This is a genomic window from Streptomyces sp. NBC_01320 (assembly GCF_035974375.1).
Lineage (GTDB): Bacteria > Actinomycetota > Actinomycetes > Streptomycetales > Streptomycetaceae > Streptomyces > Streptomyces yanii.
Genome location: NZ_CP108390.1, coordinates 10,277,393 through 10,295,822 on the forward strand (window position 1 = coordinate 10,277,393; position 18,430 = coordinate 10,295,822).

At 66.0% G+C, this 18,430-nt stretch carries 12 protein-coding genes and 4 pseudogenes; 8 read left to right on the forward strand and 8 right to left on the reverse strand.

The genetic code is table 11. The features are described 5' to 3' along the window. Positions 1-727: 727 nt before the first annotated feature. The 3 genes and pseudogenes from OG395_RS58630 to OG395_RS46645 all read right to left on the reverse strand — a co-directional run. Positions 728-889, reverse strand: a complete 162-nt coding sequence (locus OG395_RS58630) for a hypothetical protein (RefSeq protein WP_442818682.1) — start codon at positions 887-889, stop codon at positions 728-730. 89 nt (positions 890-978) lie between these two features. After that, positions 979-1,785, reverse strand: a complete 807-nt coding sequence (locus OG395_RS46640) for a group II intron maturase-specific domain-containing protein (protein WP_327248336.1) — start codon at positions 1,783-1,785, stop codon at positions 979-981. A gap of 532 nt (positions 1,786-2,317) precedes the next feature. After that, positions 2,318-3,226 (reverse strand): annotated as a pseudogene (locus OG395_RS46645) (recombinase family protein); the annotation flags it as partial. 146 nt (positions 3,227-3,372) lie between these two features. Between OG395_RS46645 and istA the strand changes: the two are divergent. Continuing rightward, entirely contained in the window at positions 3,373-4,788 is a 1,416-nt protein-coding gene (istA, locus tag OG395_RS46650) for an IS21 family transposase (protein ID WP_327242964.1), read from the forward strand. Then, positions 4,785-5,558 carry an IS21-like element helper ATPase IstB gene (gene istB / locus OG395_RS46655; RefSeq protein WP_327248337.1) on the forward strand — a complete coding sequence of 258 codons (774 nt, stop codon included), beginning with the start codon at positions 4,785-4,787 and terminating at the stop codon, positions 5,556-5,558. The genes istA and istB overlap by 4 nt, the downstream gene beginning before the upstream one ends. A 21-nt stretch (positions 5,559-5,579) precedes the next feature. Here istB and OG395_RS46660 read toward each other — a convergent pair whose 3' ends face one another. Further along, positions 5,580-5,828: a recombinase family protein gene (locus OG395_RS46660; RefSeq protein ID WP_327248338.1), complete on the reverse strand. Its 249-nt coding sequence runs from the start codon at positions 5,826-5,828 to the stop codon at positions 5,580-5,582. Between the two features lie 132 nt (positions 5,829-5,960). Further along, the gene (locus OG395_RS46665; protein ID WP_266649909.1) at positions 5,961-6,308 is read right to left on the reverse strand and encodes a hypothetical protein; all 348 of its coding nucleotides are present in this window, start codon (positions 6,306-6,308) and stop codon (positions 5,961-5,963) included. 114 nt (positions 6,309-6,422) lie between these two features. Here OG395_RS46665 and OG395_RS46670 point away from each other — a divergent pair, with 114 nt between their 5' ends. Continuing rightward, on the forward strand, positions 6,423-7,166 hold the full coding sequence (locus tag OG395_RS46670) for a group II intron maturase-specific domain-containing protein (protein WP_327248339.1): 744 nt from the start codon (positions 6,423-6,425) through the stop codon (positions 7,164-7,166). A 113-nt stretch (positions 7,167-7,279) separates the two neighbouring features. After that, positions 7,280-7,647: pseudogene (locus OG395_RS46675) on the forward strand (transposase); the annotation flags it as partial. A gap of 226 nt (positions 7,648-7,873) precedes the next feature. On the opposite strand, the gene OG395_RS46680 reads toward OG395_RS46675, so the two are convergent. Beyond that, a complete protein-coding gene (locus tag OG395_RS46680; RefSeq protein WP_327248340.1) occupies positions 7,874-9,169 on the reverse strand; it encodes a PIG-L family deacetylase in 1,296 nt (431 codons plus the stop codon). A 616-nt stretch (positions 9,170-9,785) separates the two neighbouring features. Here OG395_RS46680 and OG395_RS46685 point away from each other — a divergent pair. Further along, a pseudogene (locus tag OG395_RS46685) lies at positions 9,786-10,991 on the forward strand (ISAs1 family transposase). Positions 10,992-11,052: 61 nt separating this feature from the next. Here OG395_RS46685 and OG395_RS46690 read toward each other — a convergent pair. After that, positions 11,053-12,504 carry a DUF6056 family protein gene (locus OG395_RS46690; protein ID WP_327248341.1) on the reverse strand — a complete coding sequence of 484 codons (1,452 nt, stop codon included), beginning with the start codon at positions 12,502-12,504 and terminating at the stop codon, positions 11,053-11,055. A gap of 729 nt (positions 12,505-13,233) precedes the next feature. Between OG395_RS46690 and OG395_RS46695 the strand changes: the two are divergent. The 3 genes and pseudogenes from OG395_RS46695 to OG395_RS46705 all read left to right on the forward strand — a co-directional run. After that, positions 13,234-14,622, forward strand: a pseudogene (locus OG395_RS46695) (glycosyltransferase); the annotation flags it as partial. 87 nt (positions 14,623-14,709) lie between these two features. Continuing rightward, positions 14,710-16,209: a DUF6056 family protein gene (locus tag OG395_RS46700; protein WP_327248342.1), complete on the forward strand. Its 1,500-nt coding sequence runs from the start codon at positions 14,710-14,712 to the stop codon at positions 16,207-16,209. A gap of 60 nt (positions 16,210-16,269) precedes the next feature. Next, a complete protein-coding gene (locus tag OG395_RS46705) occupies positions 16,270-16,461 on the forward strand; it encodes a hypothetical protein (RefSeq protein ID WP_327248343.1) in 192 nt (63 codons plus the stop codon). Between the two features lie 76 nt (positions 16,462-16,537). Here the strand turns inward: OG395_RS46705 and OG395_RS46710 are convergent, their stop codons facing one another. Beyond that, the gene (locus OG395_RS46710) at positions 16,538-18,241 is read right to left on the reverse strand and encodes an ISAzo13 family transposase (RefSeq protein ID WP_327242291.1); all 1,704 of its coding nucleotides are present in this window, start codon (positions 18,239-18,241) and stop codon (positions 16,538-16,540) included. Positions 18,242-18,430: the final 189 nt, after the last annotated feature.

Below are 18,430 nucleotides of genomic sequence, written 5' to 3' on the forward strand. Positions count from 1 at the left end.
TCTGTTCCGGCCGCCCGTTGGTGACCGCTGCAGTGCAGCGTAGGGGATGTTGTTGTGTTGTGCCCTGCGTCTGGCCCTGTCTGGCGTCCCGGGTCAGTTGAGTTGAACCGTTCCGGGTTCGGTAGGGACGTGATCATTTGAAAGGATCGAATCATGGCACATCCTTCCCCTTGCCTCCTTCATCGACGAGCACCGTGAGCTTGATTCGTTTCGGCGGAAAGGGGCCGACCTTCAGTGGTCGCGGGGGCGATTCGGCGCCGTGAGGGTCCACGCCACGTCTTCCGTGCTCAGATCGAGCGTCCAGGACTGGAGAAACCGCGTGCTAACGAGTAGGTCCAGCAGGTGAGTCAGCCTCTGCAGGGTTGCGAGCTGGTGTCGGTTTGCTGCGCCGAAGTGAGTTGTAGCGGGACTTCGCCGTCCCACGTGATGCGGATTTCCGGCATCCCGGCCAGCAGGCTCAAGGCCCGGCTGATCTCCATGGCCGCCGAACAGGGCCTCGCCATCATCGCGGTCGACCCCGCCTCCACCTCCCTGTGAGGGACGTAACGGCGGATCATGCTGCCCTGTTCTTTGTGGGTGGCGTGGTCGGTGCCGTCGAGGGTGAAGTAGCGCAGGGCAGTGAACTGGACTTCGACGCGGTTGAGCCAGGTGCTGTTGGCGGGGGTGCATGCGATCCCTACGTTGTTCGCTTTTGCTCAGTCGCCGACTCGCTGGCATCTCCAGGTGGTCACATGCGGGGGAGAGTGTCACAGACGATCGCGATCCGCACCGACGGTTGATGGAGGGTGCGCAGGTAGAGGCAGAATTCCAGGAACTGGGTGCGCTTCTTGACCGGCTTGATGTGGCCGTAGAGCTTGAGCGGTTGGGTCGGGGACGAGACGCCGTGCACCCTTGCAGGTGTCGGTCTTCCCGTCCCCGCCCGCCGAACCGGACGTGCCCGTTGGCCGGGCATCCGGCTCTCCACGTGATCCGAGAGAGTCAGGTGAGGTGTTCGCTGACCTGGCCGACGAATGCCATGTCGTCGTGGCCGGTCCGGCGGAAACGTGCTCCGTCGGGATCGACCTCGTCCATGTTCCATGGCGTGCTGATCTGCGCTCCGCGGTAGCGGTAACGCTCGACCCGCATCTTCGCCGGGTTTTGGAGGACAATGCGGTCCTCGGCGATGCGGTCGGCCCCGTAGTAGCGCCGCCGCAGCTGCTTCCAGGTCAGGTGAGGGTGCTTGCGGCGAATCCACAGAAGCAGCCTCCACCATGCGTACCAGCCGAGGTAGGAGAACGTCTTCTTCGATGCGCCGTAGCGGAAGTAGGCCGCCCAGCCCCGCAGGACCGGATTGACCTTCCGCAGCACCTCTGCCAACGAGAGCGAGGTCGTTCCCTGCCCCGTCAGCTTCTTGATCTTGTGCATCACCGATGCCAGCGCCTGCTTTGCCGGAATCGTCAGCACGACGCGACGTCCGTCGCCACGAGTCTTGCTCTGGATGTGAAAGCCCAGGAAGACGAAGCCGTCGTCGATGTGGGTGATGTGTGTCTTCTCGACCGAGAGGGTCATCTTTAGCCTGCTGGCCAGCAGTTCGCCGATCTGCGACTTCAGCGCTTCCGCGTCAGACCGGGTGCCGTGCACGAGCACGACGAAGTCGTCGGCGTAACGCACCAGCCGAAAGTTCGGCAGCCCCTTCTTGCGCCGGTGCTGCCTGCGCCAGCGCGGACTCATCTCCTCGTTCCAGATCCGGACGAAGTACCGGTCCAGTACGGAGAGATAGATGTTGGCCAACAGCGGGGAAATCACACCCCCAACGCAATGGGTAACTCAGGCATGAGTCACCCTCCGTAGCGTCTTGATCTTGATGCTGGTCGTCGGCGGTGTGCTCACGCACGGGTATGCGGTGCCGGATGGTGATCTTCTCGGGGCCGACGAGGACGTCCTTGACGAGGAGTCGCAGGACGCGCTGGCGTTCGGGGACCTCGGCTGTCCCAGCGTTCTCGCGGAGCTGGGCGAGGAAGCCTTCGAGGTCGTCGGCGAGCTTGAGGTAGGCGTCGCGGTCTGCGAGCTGGGCTTCCAGCGCGTCGAGTTGGCCGCGCAGGTTGCTCTCCCGGGCCCGCAGGCCGGGCATCCGGGCCCGCAGTTCATCGATGGTGACCAGTTGTTCCTGGAACGCTTCGATCATGCGGGTGATCGCTGCGGTGGCCTTGGCCAGGGCCAGTTCGAGACGGCTGCGCTGGCGGGTGGCGGGGTCGGAGGTGCGGGCACGGTCCAGCCGCTTGTCGATCTCGGACCGGATCAGGTGCGGGTCGGCGATCAGGCCGATGATGTGGTCCCAGACGACGGTGTCGAGGTAGTCGGCGCGGACGGGCTTGTTGGTGCAGACCCGGCCGCCCGCGTAGCGGTAGTCGTCCGATCCCAGGCACCGGTAGTAGTAGATCTTCTTGCCGGAGGAAGTAGTGGTCGAGGTGCGGTAGTAGCCGTATCCGCAGCTCACACAGGCCGACAGGCCCTGAAGTAGGGAGGGGACCTTGCTGTTGCGCGAAGCGAAGCGCTTGTTGTCGGCGAGCCGCTGGGCGGCGCGTTCGAAGGTGGCCGGGGTGACGAGCGCGGGAACGGGGATGATGATCCACTCCTCGCGGGAGCGGTCGGCGGTCTTGACGGCGCGCGGAGTGCCACGGCCCTCCAGGCGGGCCCGGCGGTTCAGGCCCGGGGACTCGTGGAGGATCTGGGTCTTGCCGAAGGCTGCCTGCCCTTGGTAGGCGGGGTTTTTGAGCATGCCCCAGACCACGCTGCGGTCCCAGCGGGTCTTGCCGGTGCGGGTGGGAGTGCCGCTGTCGGTGAGCCAGCGGGTCAGGTCCGCGATGGAGACCCCGTCGTCGGTATAGCGGCGGAACAGCTCGACCACCAGCGCCGCCTCGGACTCGACGATCTCGTAGGTGGCCCCGCACTCGGGGGTCTTGCGCAGGTAGCAGTAGCCGAACGGGGCTCCGCCCAGCACGTTCACCGCCCCCGAGCGGGCCCGGTAGGTCTTCCCGCGCCGGTAGCGTTCCATCAGCTGGGCCTTCTCGTACTCGGCGAACATGCCCTGGAACTGGACCATCAGCTGGTCCTCGGGGCTGTCGCCGCGTGGGCCGCGTACGAACTCCACCCGGGTGCCGGCCCGGGCGAACTCCTCGATCAGCAGGGCCTGGTAAGCAAACTTGCGGGCGAGGCGGTCAGGCGCGTAGCACAGGACCACGTCCACGCCGACCTGGGTGTCGGCGTACGGGCTCTGGTGCAGAGGTGCGTACGGGTTGATCTGCAGAGGTAAACCGGCGTGTCGGGGTGGGGTCTGGCGTGCTGAGAGGAGTCTGGCGCTGACCGTATGAAGCGTCGAGGAGGGCCTGCCGGATGTTGCTGGAACCGGAGCGGTGGCTGGAACTGCGGCGTTTCCGGGCTCTGCATGAGGCGGGTGCGAGCATCTCGGAGATTGCCCGGGAGACTGGCCTGAACTGGCGGACGGTCAAGAAGTACCTGGAGAGCGACGGGCCTCCTGAGCCTCCGGCTCCGGCGCCGCGGTCGGATCTGGGCAACCAGGTGATCAAGCCGTGGGCGCATGTGATCGATGCCTGGCTGCGGGCCGAGGTGCTGCTGAAGGCCGCGGTGATCCATGAGCGTCTCGTCGAGCAGTATGACTTCCCGCACCACTACCAGCGCGTCAAGATGTATGTGCAGCAGGCCCGCCCCAGGATTGCGGAGGAGCTCGGATACACCCCGCGCGAGCTGGCCCGGCTGCACCGCCGCTTCGAAGTGGTGCCCGGCGCCCAGGCCCAGGTCGACTGGGGCGATGAGGGCGGCATCCTGGCCCATGTCGGGATCCCGAAGGTCTACTCCTTCCACATGGTCCTGTCTTATTCTCGGGATCCGTTCTGCTGCTTCACCACCAGCCAGAACCTGGCGGCGTTCTGGGAGTGCCACCGCCGGGCGTTCGCGCACTACGGCGGGGTGCCCGGGGTGATCGTCTACGACCGGACCAAGACCGTGGTCCGCCGTCATGTCGCACCCGGCGAGGCGGTCCCCTTGCATCCGGAGGCCGTCGCGTTCGCCGGGCACTACGACTTCGACATCGACGTACTGGCCGCCTACCGGCCCACCGGCAAGGGCCGGGTCGAGCGTCAGGTGACCATCGTCCGTGATCATGTGCTGGCCGGCCGGGCCTTCTCGGGCCTGGACGATCTGGACGGGGCGTTCATGGCCTGGGTCCCCCAGCGCCGGGCCCGCACCCACCGCACCCACGGCGAAGTGATCGGCGTGCGGGCCGGGCGGGATCATGCCGCGCTGCGGCCGGTGCCCGCTCGCCCCTACGTTGTCGCCGACCGGTTTCTGCGGCACGTGGCCAAGGACTGCCTGGTCGCTTTCGACGCCAACTTGTACTCGGTGCCCGCCGTCAAGGTCCGCCACCGGCAGTTGGTCGAGGTCAGGGCGTCGGCGGCCACGGTCGCACTGCATTCCACGGTGCCCGACGCGCAGGGCATCACGCTGCTGGCTGTCCACCCACGCGCGGTCGGCCGCGGCGCCCGCATCGTGGACGAGGCCCACTGGCAGTGCCTGCCCGACGGACATACCCGCGCCACCACCACCGATCCCGGCACCCCCGCAGCCAGGCCGGCCCGCACGGACACCGAGCCCGGCGGGCTTGTCTCCCTGCTGACCCGGGCCCGGGCCGCACAAGTCCACGTCGGCACCCGGCCGCTGGCGCTCTACGACCAGATCACCGGCACTCGCCCCTTCACCCCCGCCCCCATCGACCCCAAGGACATGCGTTGAGCGAGCTGGTCACCGCCCGGATCCGCACCACCGCCACCAAGCTCGGCCTGCCTCACCTGACCCAGTCGCTGGCCGAGTACGTCGGCCGGGCCGATGCCGGTCAGATGGCCTACCTCGACTTCCTCGACCTCGTCCTGGAAGAAGAACTCGCCGTCCGTGAAGAGCGCCGCTTCCGTCATGCCCTGCGGCTTTCCCGGCTGCCGCACTACAAGACGATCGAGGAGTACGACTTCTCCTACCAGCCCGAACTCGACCCCAGGAAGGTCAAGGACCTGGCCACCCTCGCGTTCGTCGAGGCCAAGGCCAACGTTGCTCTGCTGGGCCCGCCGGGAGTAGGGAAAACACACCTCGCGGTCGCCCTGGCGGTCGCCGCCTGCCGGGCCGGCTACACGATCTACTTCACCACCCTCGACGACATGGTCCGCCAGCTCAAAGCCGCCGACTCCATCGGCCGCCTGGCCAGCAAACTCCGCACCTACCTGCGGCCAGGCGTCCTCGTGGTCGACGAGGTTGGATACCTCCCGCTGGAGCGTGACGAGGCGAACCTCGTCTTCCAGATGCTCTCCAAGCGCTACGAAAAGGGCTCCACCTTGCTGACATCGAACAAAAGTTTCAGCGAGTGGGGGCAGGTCTTCGGCGACGACGTCCTGGCCACCGCCATCATTGACCGCCTCCTCCACCACTGCGAGATCCTCGCGATCAACGGCGCCAGCTACCGGCTGAAGAACCGCCTCACCGCCATCGAAGGCGGCGTCACCGCCGTCAGCTGACACGGTCTCAAGCTCTGCGCATCAGCCCGTACATACCTCTGCACTACAGCCCGTACGCCGACACTGGGCGACCAGGTCGCGCAGCCGCTCCAGTGCGGGCCTCACCAGGGTCGCCCCGGAGTGCCCCTCGTCCTCGAACACCCACTCCTCGGGCAGCTCAAGACGCTGTTCGGCGGCGTGCGCGCGCAGGGCCGCGGTCTGCGAGCTGATCGTCTGGTCCTTCTTCTGCCGGGCCGAGGACACCCGGGCGTAGATCGCCACGCTGGTCATCGCTCACTCCTGCCTGCTCGAGGCGGTCCGGTATCCGGGCTCGCCGCTGCGGAACCAACGCCGCGTAGGCCGCGGACAAGTCCGCCGCCGCATGACGGTCGAAGACCGCCTCCACCTCCACCGGCCGGCCCCTCACCTGCCCGGCCGCCCCTCCGGGGCACCCCGCTCAAGGAATTCGGCCAGGGCCTGGGCCACCACCGCGGAGATCGCCCGGTCGCTCTCGTGGGCACGGGCGCGGATCTGTCCTGCCAGCGACTGCGGCAGCTTGACAGTGAACACCACGCTCGACTCGGGGACTTCGAGATGTCCAGCGGCCATGGCCTGCTCCAGATACCGGCGTGCCTGACGCACCGACACCCCGTACCTACTCGCCAACGTGCGGGCGGCTGCGGCCACGGGCACACCCGCCCCGACCAGATCCGCGGCGGCGTTGACCCGCCGGGCGTACTCGACGCTATCGACACGATCACCACGCACCATGTCACAAACCTACTACCCATTGTGACGCTCCTTACCCTCCGCGCGAGGAAGGAGTTCCAAGCGCCGGTAGCCGAGCGTCACCTCGAAGCAGAAGTTGCCCATTGCGTTGGGGGCGTGCTTTCCCCGCTGCTGGCCAATATCGCCCTGAGCGCGCTTGATGAGCACGTGCATGGGCCGTGGCGGCCGGGCGGGGCGATGGGCAGCCCCGTAAGTCGCGCCCTCCGTCGCCGGAAGGGGTTACCGAACTGGCGGATCGTCCGCTACGCGGACGATTTCGTCGTGCTCGTGTTCGGCAGCTGCGACGACGCGGAAACCCTGCGCGAAGAAGTCGCTGATGTGCTCGCGCTGCTGGGGCTTCGGTTCTCCGAATCCAAGACCCGCGTCGTGCACATGAGCGAAGGGTTCGACTTCCTTGGGTTCCGCCTCCAGTGGAAACGCAAGCGAGGTACGGACAAGTGGTACGTCTATACCTTCATCGCAGACCGGCCCATCCGGTCCTTGAAGGACAAGATTCGTGCCCTGACACACAGGTTGTCGCAACAGCCATCCAGGGACGTGCTGAGACGGCTCAACCGGATCATGCGCGGCTGGTCCAACTACTTCAGATACGCAGTCGCCAAGAGCACCATGCAAACCCTCGCCATTTTCGTCTGGCGACGGGTTGCTCGGTGGTGGATGCGGCTGCATCGCTGGAGTTGGACCGATCTGCGAAGGCACCTCACCGACCACACCGGCCGGTGGCGAATGCCTTCATCAGACGGGGTCGAACTGTTCAACCTCGGCCGGGTGCCAACCGAGCGATACCGGTACCGCGGCAACAAGATCCCAAATCCCTGGCCCCTGGCCAACCACGCCTGACGGCAGAGACCGTGGAGAGCCCGGTGCGTGGAAACGCGCACGCCGGGTTCGGCGAGCGGCCCGCAGAAACGGGCCGGTGGCAACACCGGCACCGCGCTGCGGGCCGACTCAACCACCCCGGAGCTCAGTTGCGCTTCACCGACGCCGACGGGATGCGGCTGGCCCGCTTCGCCACCAACACTAAGAACCTTTCGATCGCTGAGCTGTAGCTGCGGCACCGCCAGCGGGCCAGGGCCGAGGACCGCTTCCGGGGCGCGCGGGCCACCGGCCTCACCAACCTGTCCCTCCACTACACCGCGCAGAACGAGATCTTTCCGGAGATCATCCACGTCGCCCTCGCCTGGATGTCGATGCTCGCCCTGACGGGGCCGCCCGAAGCGGGGAAACCAGTGTGCTGCTGCTGCGACTGTTCTCCGTCGCCGCTCAACTCGTGACCACCGGCCGCCGCCGCATCCTCCGCCTTGCGGCGCGCTTGCCCTGAACCCAGCTGATCACCGACGCCCTGCAACGGCTCGAAGGCCTCCCGAACCCAGGCTGACCGGTACTTTCCCGTCCCTACGAGCAGCGATACCCCGACCGGAGCGGCGGAACCCGGCGCCGACCCGACGCGAGAGCCTGCCTCCACACCCCAACTCCACCCAACAAACGCGAGATGTCCGTCAACAAGCTGACGGACATCTCGCGAAAGATCGAGGTTAAAGATCAAGCTATGAAACGTTTGGGTCATGGTGAGCCGTTCCTGTTGCCCATCGCCAATAGAGCTCCGGCTCAGGCTGTTTGTTGCAGCTGACGAGACCGAGTCGGGGGTGCTGCGCCGTCCTTGAATTCCAGTGAGGGGGGAGCGAGCGGTCGTCCTGGTAGAGGCACATGCCTTTCTCTCCCGCGATTCGCCATGCCGTGCGCTTCCACGTGGTACTTTTCCAGGGTTTGTGTGCCCATTTCTGTTCTGGACGTGATGTGTTACACGGTGCCAGGCCGGCACCGCTGGTCACTTTGGTGAGGCAATATCCTCTATAGAGTCGTGTTCTGATCGTTCCGGCGTCACTGATTTCCCATTTCTGCGCGCTGGTTCCGTTGCAGGTGTTGATCCGGACTGCGCCGTACTTCCGTTGCGTGCTGACTGCTTCGAGGCACTGCTCCGGATCCCTGCTGCTGAACTCGGTAGTTCTTCCAATGTCTCCCATGATTTCTCCGAGGCGTGGATTCCGGTGCTCTTGCTGATACTGGCGGTGAACCCAGTCCAAATCGTCGAGTTGGAGAGGCCCCCTGTAGGTGTCAGTCGTGGCGCAGCCATTCTTGGAATGGCAATCGGCATGCGCGATGTAGCGCCTGACGGCCGCCTCCTTTTCGGCCACTTGTTCAGGGGGCAGGTTGGGTTCAAGTGACGACATGGTGTATCCGAGGTACGACGCGACGGGGATACCGGTGAGATATCCGGCTTTTCTGAAGTATCTGGCACCGATGCCGTGGTCGCTGTGGTCGACCTTGCCGCGGAGACCGAAGGCGAAGGAAGCGTTGTCGTAGTCCAGCGTGAGAATGCGTTGCGCTCTTTCCTGCCGGGCGAGGTCGGACAGGGTTTGCAGGAGCTGGTCCTCGGTGTAGCTTTCCACGCTTTGGAACAGCTGAATCCGTTTGCGGGTCGCCAGGAACAGTTTGAGCATGCTCTCACTTTCCTGTCCGTGGGGAAGCCCGTCGTGCAATCCCAGGAAGATCAGTTTGACGGGTGATTGGGAACCGCTTCCGAGGCTGAAGGATCTGATGCTGCGTCCGCTGACCCGTGTGCTGTCCTCGGTCCAGCGATCTGGGGCCCCGGCAAGCTCCGCATAGGCCGCGCGCACCCCGCTCTCTCTTCTTGCGACGTAGTCCCGGGCTGCCTGTGGGCTCTTCCCGTCATCGCCCGCGGTGAGATAGACGGTGGTGACCGCGCATCCGGCATGGATGGTCTTCCGGATCTCCGGGTCGACAAAGTAGAGGTCGTCGTCGGGATGTGCCACACCGATCATGGTGCGTTGGCATCCGTGAGGTTCTTGTGCCCCCTTCGACGTCCGGTGCGACGTGGGGCCCGCGACCCTGTTTGCGGGAGGAGAATCACTCGAAGAGCACGATGATCCCAGAATTGCGCACATCACCAGCACCGTAGCGGGAATCAGCCGGTGCGCCGAGCGGGTTTTATTGATGCCCTTCGTCCACTCCACTCGACCGTTCCCGTCCTTCTCGTCCTTTGGCCCGCATCAGGTCCATGCTAGGGGTGGTCCTGGGCTAATCGTGGTAGCGAGTGTGACACCTTCGGCGATGCCCCTTGGGTTTCGCCGAAGCGCACCACCCATAGGGGTACCGGTAGTTGGACTGCGCAAAACGACCGACTCGCCGGGATGACCGAATATTCAGTGAGTGAAGGGGGTCGTTGGAATGACCGCGGGTTGAGCAGTGCGGCAGGTCGTTGTGCGCCGTCCGTGTTCGGACCGCAGGGGCATTGCGTGATTGGGATTGGTCCGGTTCGCCGGTCTCGTGAGTGACGTGGCGTCATGTCCGTTGTGGGGCAAGGGGCCCGGGAGAGCAGAGCAGGCACGGTGCTGGTGATCATGTGGTTGTCGAGACCCATGAGAACCGAGCGAGACCGTGCCTGCCCGAACATCATCGCCCATCCCTTCCGCACTGGAGCAACTGGGCTCCCCGACTGATCCCCTCACCTCAAGCGATGTCGCTGACCTGCGGCGATTCCTGATCCTGGTTACCGATCCCCGCGATGCGCGAGGACTGCGATATCCGGCCCTCGCGTTGCTGTGCGCAGCCGTCTCGGCGGTGCTGACCGGCGCTCGCTCGCTCATCGCGATCAGCGAGTGGATCACGGATGCCCCGCAACATGTGCTGGGCGTCCTCGGCTTCGCTGCCGATCCACTTACCGGTCTGCGGCCGGTGCCGCACGCCGCAACCGTGCGCCGCCTGCTGCAGCGTGTGGACGGTGACGCGCTGGACGCGGCGATCAGCGCGTATCTGCAGGCCAGAACGCCGCCCCCGGTCGAGCCGAAGGCGGAGAAACGGCCGGTGCGACGGGTGATCGCGGTCGACGGCAAGGTGGTCCGCGGATCGCGAACCCGGGTGGCCGCGGCGATCCAGCTGCTGGCGGCGATGGACCACCACGGCGTGGTCCTGGCCCAGCGGCAGGTCGCTTCCAAGAGCAACGAGATCCCCTCCTTCGCGCCGTTGCTGGACGGTCTCGAGCTGGAGAACACGGTGGTGACCGCCGACGCCCTGCACACCCAGCACGACCACGGGGCCTATCTGACCAGTCGCGGCGCGCACTACGTGGCCGTCGTGAAGAAGAACCATCCGGGCCTGTACGCCCAGGTCAGGAAGCTGCCCTGACGGGACATCCCGCTCGGGCACCGCGCTCGCGACCACGCCCACCACCGCGACGAGATCCGCCGGCTCAAGGTCGCCGCGTTCAGCCACCTCGACTACCCCGGCGCCCGCCAGGCGATCCAAGTCGTACGGTGGCGACGCGACTTGAGCACCAGGAAGCTGACCATCGAGCGCGTCTACCTGATCACCAGCCTGAGCGTCTTCGACGCCACCTGCACCGAGCTCGCCACCTGGATCAGAGGCCACTGGGGTATCGAGAACCTCCTGCACCACGTGCGGGACCGCACGTTCCGCGAGGACGACTCCAAGGTCCGCACCGGCACCCTGCCCCGCGCCATGGCCTCCCTGCGCAACCTCGCCATCAGCGTCTTCCGCCAGGACGGCCAGACCAACATCGCCGCCGCCCTCCGCCACACCGGCCGCGACTACCACCGGCCCCTACGAGCCCTCGGTCTCACGTGACGAACCCAGACAGATCTCGATCATGCAATGACCCTGGTTCGGACCGCCCCCGGGCGACAGCTTATTGGTGTGCCGTCGTGTGGGCCGCCGCGAGTGGGAAGAGGCTGCGGCGGGCCTTTGATGAGCTCGGATCCCGCGCTGGGGTGGACCGGTCGCGGCGAGTGATCGACTGAGTCTGCAGGTGCCGGTGCTCAGGGGGTCCCGTCGCCAGAACCACGCGTTCCAGATGGTAGTAGTGGGCCACGCATGACGCGGGCCACGGCTTGCGCCCGTCGTCACCGAACGGTTCGGTCATTTTGCTGATGGGCAGTCGTGTGTAGGGGAGTACCTTCGCGCCGGTCGCGGACTGGCTGCGCAACCAGTGATCTTGGTGGTCCCATTTCCGAGCACGTACCGCCATGTCGGCGTCGAGGTGCACGAGAGAGACCGCAAGCGCGAGGCAGACGAAGACGTACACGGATGCGGCGGCGGCCGTCGGCAGCCCGGTGGGGCGCCCGCTCTCTCTCCACGCGCGGCCGAGGAGTGTGCCCAGGAGGACAAGCAGCAGGATGTAGAGCAGCAGGTAGTCGTTCCACAGTCGTGTGGACGTCATGACGCTCGGCCCGAAGACCGGGTAGGCGATGACCGTGCACAGGTAGCCGGAGACGAGGAGGGCGCAGACGCCGGTCCGGGCGAGCAGCGTCCCACATCTCATCGGAGGAAGGCGGCCTTCGTGCTCCCGGGTCAGCAGACTCAGGAGCAGTCCGGCCACGAAGGCCCCCAGGTACTGCCATGTCGTGAGAAGGATGGCTGCGATGTGCGCGAAACCTCGCAGCGAAGCGAGGAGCGATTCGGGAGTGAGTATCGACGCGGCATCGTGACGTTCACGCCGATGTCGTGAGCCCGGAGAACTGAGGAGGATCAGGCTTCCGATGACGATTCCAGTGATCCCGGCGGCGCACCAGCCGCGGAAGAAGGTACGTCGCTCCTGCGGGAAGATCCGGCCGCTGATCAGCAGCAAACAGCTCAGTACAACCACACCGACGACACAGGTCTCTTCCGACAGCGTGCCCAGAAGGAACCCCGCCACGAAGACTGTGAGCAGGGCGAAACCTCTGCCCCGTCGTGATGTGGCCCGCAGGAGAGGAAGGGCCGCTGCGCAGGCGAACACGGGCGGCAGGGTGTGCGAGACGGACGCGGCCGGCCAGTAGAACGTCTTGTAGGTGTTGGGGGACCCGAACAGGAACATCGCCGTCACCATCGATGCCAGCAGGAGGGGGACCCCTCGTGGCACCGTCATCCCTGCCCTGGGCAGAGTGCCGGCGACCGCGGCCCAGAGGAGCCCGAGCATCAGCGCACCGCTGATCAGGCCGAACCATTGTTGTCCGGCGACACCGAACCGCGCATAGCACCAGACCAGCACAGCGTTCATGACGCGCCCGTTGTCCAGGTAGTAGAACTTCCCGACGATCGCGGACAGCCCCCCGTCACGTACGACGGGCAGAAAGCACCAGTCATCACCGGATGGACGCACCCAACGGCCGAACCACGCCGCGGCCGCCAGCAGAGCGATGGGGAGAATCGGGAGCGAACCGACCCACAGAGATGTCCACCACCGAGCTGACCTGCGGTCCGGAACCGGAACACCGTCACTCCGTCCCTCCTGAACGGATTCATCTGGAGGATGTTCCACGACCGGTGTTCCTTTCGCTCGGGTCCGAGACCGCGCCGCGGCCCTCGCATCCGGTCCCGCCCACAGGCTGACGCGATCGGGGCCAGTTCGCTCCGGCGTGTCGCAGCCCTCGGGGAGCCAAACCCGGTAGGAATCGCCGGCCCCCACAGCCCACGCCCCTCGCTGTCCGGCCGGGCACGGCAGTTCACCGACAGCGATCAGGGCAACAAGGGCCGGACAGGCCCGAACCGCCCCAGAATATGGCCAAGTGCCCCACAGTTCAGCAGAACATGAGCGCACGTGCCGTTGATCAGAGCCGAGTTTGGACAACTCTCTGTTCGAAGAACACTGCAACGCAGCAGGGAGGAATCAGGAGCCGGCCGGTCAGGCGCATCGCCAGGGACCGTTCGGGCAGCGGCGGGACGGATGCTTCACCCATTCGGTGCCATCCCGTGGCGTGAATCGGCCGGAGGCATCGCGTAGAACGTTGGGGCCTGCAAAATTCCTTTGACGATGCCTCGGGCCGAGACGCGTCAAGAGGGCACAGACGCATGCTCCGAGATGCCGTGACCACATCTCCCAGGGATCCGAATGACAGAGTGCCAGGTTTCGATCGTAGTTCCCTGTTTCAATGAGGACGAGGTGATCGAGCGATTTCACCAGACACTGGTTGTCGTCCTCGAAACGACTCGACGCAGCTTCGAAGTCTGTTACGTCGACGACGGCAGCCGGGACGGAACCAGGGAGCAGCTGCGCGCTCTCGCTGCCGCGGATCCGCGGGTCCGCTACACCTCCTTCAGCCGGAATTTCGGCAAGGAGGCCGCGATGCTTGCGGGATTGCGTATGTCCCGGGGCGACGCCGTGATTCTCATGGACGCCGACCTTCAGCATCCGCCCTCGCTCGTTCCCCGGATACTGGAGCTGCGACAGCACGGCTACGATCAGGTTGTCGCGCGTCGGGACCGTTCGGGGGATGGCGTGCTGCGCAGCGTCGTCAGCATGGCCTACTACCGTGCGATGGGGCGTTGCATGGATGTCGACATCACCGACGGAGAGGGAGACTTCCGGCTGCTTTCCCGTCCTGCCGTCGAAGCGGTGCTCGCCCTGCCCGAAGCCAACCGGTTCTCCAAGGGAATCTTCTCCTGGATCGGCTTCGACACCGTCAGCTTCACCTACCACAACGTCAGCCGCGCCGCCGGCACCTCGAAATGGGGCGGAAGACGCCTGCTCAACTATGGCATCGACGGACTGATCTCCTTCAACAGTCGGCCGTTGCGTCTGGCTGTCTACATCGGTCTCACGCTCTTCTCCGCAGCGTTGGCGTACGCGCTATGGATTGTCATCGGCGTTGCGCTGCACGGTGTGCGCGTCCCTGGATTCGCCACCCTGCTGACCGCTGTCGTAGCACTCGGCGGGGTCCAGCTGGCCACGCTCGGCATCATCGGTGAATACGTCGGGCGCATCTACTTCGAAACGAAGCACCGGCCTCTCTACGTGGTGCGCGAGACGGAGGTAAGCGTGCGGCAGGAGCGCCACACCATTGCGGACCTTCATCCTCCCGAAACGCCGTCAGCGACGGATGCGGGAGCCTCCGCGATCGGATCGTCCAAGGGGCGCACCTTGCGCCAGTTCTTCGTCTTCGCGTCGATCGGAATCGTCAATACGGGGGTCTATCTGGCGGTGTACGCCTCCCTGAACCGATGGATCCCCTATCTGATCGCCCACGTCATCGGTTTCGCCGTCAGTATCGTAGGGTCGTTCTTCCTCAATACGTACATCACCTGTCGTACGAAACCGACGTGGCACGGATTCTTCCGGTATCCCGTCTCGAGCCTCGTCAACCTCGTACTCACCGGCGTTCTCCTCTTTACCGGCGTAAATGCCCTGGGCATGGGCAAGAACGTCGCCGCCGTGGCGGCGGGACTCCTTGCCACCCCGCTCTCGTTCCTGCTCGCCCGATGGGCCATCAACTCCGGCGCTGCCCTCACCCAGCAACGTGCCCGCTGATCGGGAACCCGCGTCGGCCGGACCCGAACGGCGCCTCCATCATGAAGGGCACCAGGACACATGACCACAGACGAATCGAAGGCCCCTGACCTCTCCCACCCGGAAGACGGATCCGGTACGGGGAGCAACAAGTGGCTCGCGTCACGGTGGACGACGGTCTGGACCACCGTTCTCGCAGTGCTGCCACTCGGCCTTCTGGGCGCGGCGGTCTGGATCGGCCGCCTGGTCCGTCCGGGAGCGGACGACTGGTGCTTCCTCCCGGTAGTCCGGGACGACGGCGCATCCGGTCTGATCGACAAGTTCTACTTCCAGGACAACGGACGTGTCGCCAACGCACTGCTCGTCGTCGCCTATGCCGCGTTCGGGGTCCCGGGCCACAGGTGGTTCGCACTGAGCACCGGCATTCTCATCCTGGGCATTCTCTGGGCAGTGACCGCCTCAGCGCTCCGCAGCACCGGGATGCGCGCGCCCCGCGCGATCCCGCCGCTGGTGGCGGCCCTGATGACAGGCGTCTTCCTTTTCGCCACGCAGAACACCTACAAGACGTTCTACTGGCCGGCCTCCTCGGTCTCGCACACCCTCGCGCCAGTTCTGGCCGCCGGCTCCGTCATCCCGCTGCTACGCGCGCGCACCCGCAAGGGCCGCGTCTTCTCCCTCAGTACCGCAGTCGTGGCCGGAGTCTTCATCGGCACACTGTCGGAGGAGACAGCGGTCGTGGTGTTCGTCGTCCTCGCCCTTGCCCTACTGACGAGTTACTGGGCCTTGCCGGGCCCCGGCCGGACTCTGGCCCGCTCGTGGTGCGCCGTCACCTTCGTCGGTACCGCGATCGGAACCGTCATCCTCTACACGTCGCCCGGCGCGCGCACCAGGCGCCAGCGGTTCGACGCCGATGTCACGTCAATGTTCAGCCCGGACACGCTCATGACATGTCTGCGCGCGTTCATCGACATCCTGGGGACGATCCTTTCGACGTGGCAGTACGCCGGGGCCTTCGCGGCCGGTCTCCTCCTGGGACTGCTGGTGCGCGGAGACGGCCCGCGGACGCAAGGGCTCCTGTGGCGGCGGCCTCTCATTCCGGTCGCCGTCGGGGTAGTCGCGTTCCTGCTCTCCGGATATCTCTGCACTGTCGTCGCCCATCCGGCATTCGGCGCGAGCGTGGCTACCGCCTCTCGCACCTGGAACGACTATCTGCTCCTCTACGTCATGCTCCTGGCCACCGTCGGTGCTGTGCTGGGCCGCGTCCTGCGCACACGCCAGTGGTTGCCCGGCCTCGCGATGGCGGCCGCGGCGGCGGTCTGCGTCATGGCCTGCGTCGGACTCGCCGTCCCTCTGGCCCATCTGGAGCGGAAGATGGAGGTACGGGCCCAGCACTGGGACCGCCAGGACCGATGGCTGCGCACCCACGCGGCACACGGCGACCAGGTGCTGCCCTACACGCCGGTTTCGGTCAGTGGACTGGGCGAACCGTTCGGCCGACACGGTCAGAAGCCGTGGCCGGCCAAGTGCGTTGCCCAGTGGTACCACCTCAAGCGCATCACCTACTCACCCAGGTTTCCCTGAGCGCAGCCAGGCCATCCGATGGCACCGATGGACTGAGGGTTGTGGCTTCACCCGGGCCACATGGACGACCGTAACCATCTCGGCCGACGCATCGTGATCGTTTCCGGTACGAGACGCTGCACCGGACGCCGCGAGACCTTCCCCGAGACCCAGCAGGCCATCGCCGCCCTGATCTTTGACCGTGCCGCCAAGAGGCCCACCCTCCGCGCGCACAGCACCGCACTCGTCCTCGCCCGCGACGCCGCCTGCTGATCACCCGCCAGCCGAACCGCCAGACCAGCACGCCCCGAACTCGATCGCGGGTGAGGTCGTTAGGGCTCGCAGAGAATCAACATGCTGGTTTGATCTCTGATGGGGGTCGGCTGCCGTACTTGCCGAGGTGGGCGGCCACGTCTGCCGGGGTGCGGAACCTGGCGGTTGAAGGCGGGATCGCGTGGTCGCGCTCGGCCAGGAGGGGCCGTACTTCCTGGACTGCCCGCGTGAGGGTGCTCCCGGTGACGCCGAAGAGCTGGGCGAGCAGGTCGTGGGTACCAATCTTGCGAAGGCTGAGCACGGTGGCCAGGATGCGGTCTTCGTCGGAGAGCTTGTCCTTGGCGCCCGCACCGCGTGCTCGTTGGCGCTCACCGCCCCGGCGTTCGCGGCGAGTCTGCTCTCGTCGTCGTGCCAGTGCTGGGATCAACGCGCTGACCAGAACGTCCAGTTGTGGATCGGTCATGCCGGTCAGCTCCGGGTCACGGAGCGAGCCGGCGGCAACGTCATTCGGGAGCTCGGGCGACCGCGCTTCGGTCTCCATGCCCGCGCCCTGGCGTGGGGGCGGGCAGGCATCGCCATGGAGCGTGTAGTTCCAGTCGCCGTGGAAGCGGTGCCGGCTCATCGCCAGCGCGTCGACCTGGGCATCGCTGACCTTCACGCCGGTGTCGTAGCTGTCGGTGTCGAGGCGGGCCTCGACCGTCAGTCCGGTGCGGGTGGTGGTCGCCGCGATCGTCTCCACGATGACGTCATGGCTGCTCAGGGGCCTGCCGCGCCAGTTCATGGAGATGTGGGAGAACAGCCGGTGCTCGATCCGATTCCACTTCGATGTGCCCGGCGGTAGGTGACAGACTGTGATGTCCATGCCGGTCTCGGCGGCCAGGGCAGCGAGTTCACTCTTCCAGGCGCGGGTGCGGTAGCCGTTGGAACCGCCCGCGTCGGCGGTAATCAGCAGCCGTGTGGCGTGCGGGTAATCGTGTCGGCCGCGGGCCTGCCACCAGCGGCGGATGGATTCCACCGCGAACGCGGCGGTGTCGTGGTCGGTGCCGACGCTGACCCAGCCGGTGTTCGCCGCGATGTCGTAGATCCCGTACGGGATCGCCTTGCCGGGCCCCTCCCGGTCCAGGAAGTCATGCGTCTTGACCTTGACCGGCTCGCCCCCCGGTTGCCACTCCCGCCCGGCGTTCTTGTACTGGCCGACCAGTTCCTTCTTCTTGCTGTCCACGCTGATCACCGGATCTCCGGAGCTGATGTGGTCCTTGGCCCGGTCGTTGATGTAGCGGAACTGGGCGTCCCGGTCCGGGTGCTGCTTGCCCTCGACGGTCTTGGAGTTGGCCTGCAGACTGAAGCCCGCCTCCCGCAGCAGGTCACCGACCGTGTCGGCACTGACCTTGTGTCCCTGAAGCGTCAGCTCGCCGGCCAGGTTCCGGGTCGACTTGGTCGTCCACCGCAGCGGCGACATCGGGTCCCCGCGCATGTCCGGCTCGACCAGGGCGAGAAGTGCGGGACGCAGTCCCGCGTCCAGGTCGGCGGCCTTCTTCCGTCCGCCGCCGGGCCGGCGGACCCGCCCCAGGGGCCCTTCGCCAGCCTCCAGCTCATAGACGCCCTTGCGGACCGTCGCCTCGCTGACCCCGGCTGCCCGGGCGACGGCCCGGATCCCGCCGTGTCCCAGGAGCCGGGCCTCGGCTCCCATCAGCAGACGCTGTTGCCGCTCGTCCAGATGCGGGAACAACACCCCGAACTTCGCACTCAGTTGATCTCGAATCTCCTGCGTTATGCCCATACCACATCAACGAGCCGCATCGCCGGAAGCAACACGTTGATTCTCTGCGAGCCCTTAGCTAACTCGAGGATCAGCAGCCACGGTTGGCACTGACGGACCGACCGTGCACAACCGTTGACAGGTGGCTCGGCCACTACATAGCCTCACGGTGACGTATTGATACGTTTCAAAGGGTGTGCCCGCAGTCAC